We start from the raw sequence: 1,705 nt of genomic DNA, 5'->3' as shown, positions 1-1,705 counted from the left end.
GGGTTTTGGTGGTGAATTCCGATGTTGTGAGCAAAATCCGCTAAACTGCCCCACGTTTTTTCGTTCGAGTGTGTGTTTCCATGCAAATTGCCCTGGCACCCATGGAGGGGTTGGTCGACAACATCCTGCGGGACGTCCTGACCCGTGTTGGCGGCATCGACTGGTGCGTCACCGAGTTCATCCGCGTCAACGACCGTCTGCTCACACCGGCCTATTTCCATAAGCTCGGCCCTGAACTGCTGACCGGTGCCCGGACCGCTGCGGGCGTGCCCCTGCGGGTACAATTGCTGGGCTCCGACCCGGTGTGCCTGGCGGAAAACGCGGCGCTGGCCTGTGAGCTGGGTTCCGAGGTGATCGATTTGAATTTCGGCTGCCCGGCCAAGACCGTGAACAAATCCCGGGGCGGGGCGGTGTTGCTCAAGGAGCCTGAGCTGCTCAACGAAATTGTCGAGCACGTACGGCGCGCGGTGCCCAAGCACATTCCGGTTACAGCGAAGATGCGCCTCGGCTTCGACAGTCCGGACGGCGCGCTGGTCTGCGCCACGGCCTTGGCCGAAGGCGGCGCGGCGCACATCGTCGTGCATGCGCGGACCAAGGTCGACGGCTACAAGCCACCGGCCCACTGGGAGTGGATTCCCCGCGTCCAGGACGTGGTCAAGGTGCCGGTGTTCGCCAATGGCGATATCTGGAGCGTCGAGGACTGGCGCCGGTGCCGTGAAATCAGCGGTGTCGAGGACATCATGCTCGGCCGTGGCCTGGTGTCCCGTCCCGACCTGGCCCGGCAGATCGCCGCCGCCCGGGCCGGTGAGGAGATCATCGAGATGACCTGGGCCGACCTGCAACCGATGCTCCAGGATTTCTGGCTGCAAGTGGTCGAGCAACTGACGCCACGCCAGGCGCCGGGTCGCTTGAAGCAATGGCTGGCCATGCTGACCCGCAACTACCCTGAGGCGGTTGAGCTGTTCAGTGCCGTGCGACGGGAAACCGACCTGGACGCGGTGGGCCATTTGTTGGGTGTGCAGCGCACCGAAGCGGCCTGAAAAAATTTCAAAAAAAGCTCTTGAAAAGTTTTTGGCGGACCCTAGATAAGGGGTACGCGATGCCGAATTCCGGGTCGCGGAGACAAAAAACCTTGCTGAACTTTCAGGAGATTTGAACCATGAGTACTGCATTTTCGCTGGCCCCTCTGTTCCGTTCCTCGGTGGGCTTCGATCGTTTCAACGACCTGTTCGAAACCGCCCTGCGCAACGAGCCGGGCAGCAGCTATCCACCCTACAACGTGGAAAAACATGGCGATGACGAATACCGCATCGTAGTCGCCGCCGCCGGGTTCAGGGAAGAAGACCTGGACCTGCAGGTGGAAAAAGGTGTGCTGACCATCAGTGGCGGCAAGCGCGAGGCCAGCAACGACAGCGTGACCTTCCTGCACCAGGGCATCGCCCAGCGTGCATTCAAGCTGTCCTTCCGGTTGGCGGATCATATCGAGATCAAATCCGCCGGCCTGAGCAACGGTCTGTTGAGCATCGACCTGTTGCGCGTGGTACCGGAAGAGGCGAAAGCCAAGCGCATCCCTATCAACGGTGCGCAGCAGAAACCCGCGCTGGAGAATTGATCCATCGCCAATTGAAGAAGGGCGCCGAAATGGCGCCCTTTTTCATTTTTGAGATCGGTGGAAGATTAATTGTGGCGAGGGGATTTATCCCCG

Annotated in this window: 2 protein-coding genes; both read left to right on the top strand. The window is 60.6% G+C overall.

Annotated elements, in window-relative coordinates; genetic code table 11:
- Positions 1–80 precede the first annotated feature (80 nt).
- Positions 81–1,040 carry a tRNA dihydrouridine synthase gene (locus tag OC610_RS26965; protein ID WP_264432352.1) on the top strand — a complete coding sequence of 320 codons (960 nt, stop codon included), beginning with the start codon at positions 81–83 and terminating at the stop codon, positions 1,038–1,040.
- 119 nt (positions 1,041–1,159) lie between these two features.
- Positions 1,160–1,612, top strand: coding sequence for an Hsp20 family protein (locus OC610_RS26960; RefSeq protein WP_030142036.1), 453 nt, complete (start codon positions 1,160–1,162; stop codon positions 1,610–1,612).
- The last annotated feature ends 93 nt before the right edge of the window (positions 1,613–1,705 follow it).

The organism is Pseudomonas agronomica, assembly GCF_025917275.1.
Classification (GTDB): Bacteria; Pseudomonadota; Gammaproteobacteria; order Pseudomonadales; family Pseudomonadaceae; genus Aquipseudomonas; species Aquipseudomonas agronomica.
The sequence above is the reverse complement of the archived record's forward strand: the minus strand, read 5'-3'. Positions and strand labels throughout refer to the sequence as shown.

Bases quoted from the DNA above. Each gene is read 5' to 3' on its own strand.
- OC610_RS26965 (WP_264432352.1), top strand. From the start codon at position 81: ATGCAAATTGCCCTGGCACCCATGGAGGGGTTGGTCGACAACATCCTG.
- OC610_RS26960 (WP_030142036.1), top strand. From the start codon at position 1,160: ATGAGTACTGCATTTTCGCTGGCCCCTCTGTTCCGTTCCTCGGTGGGC.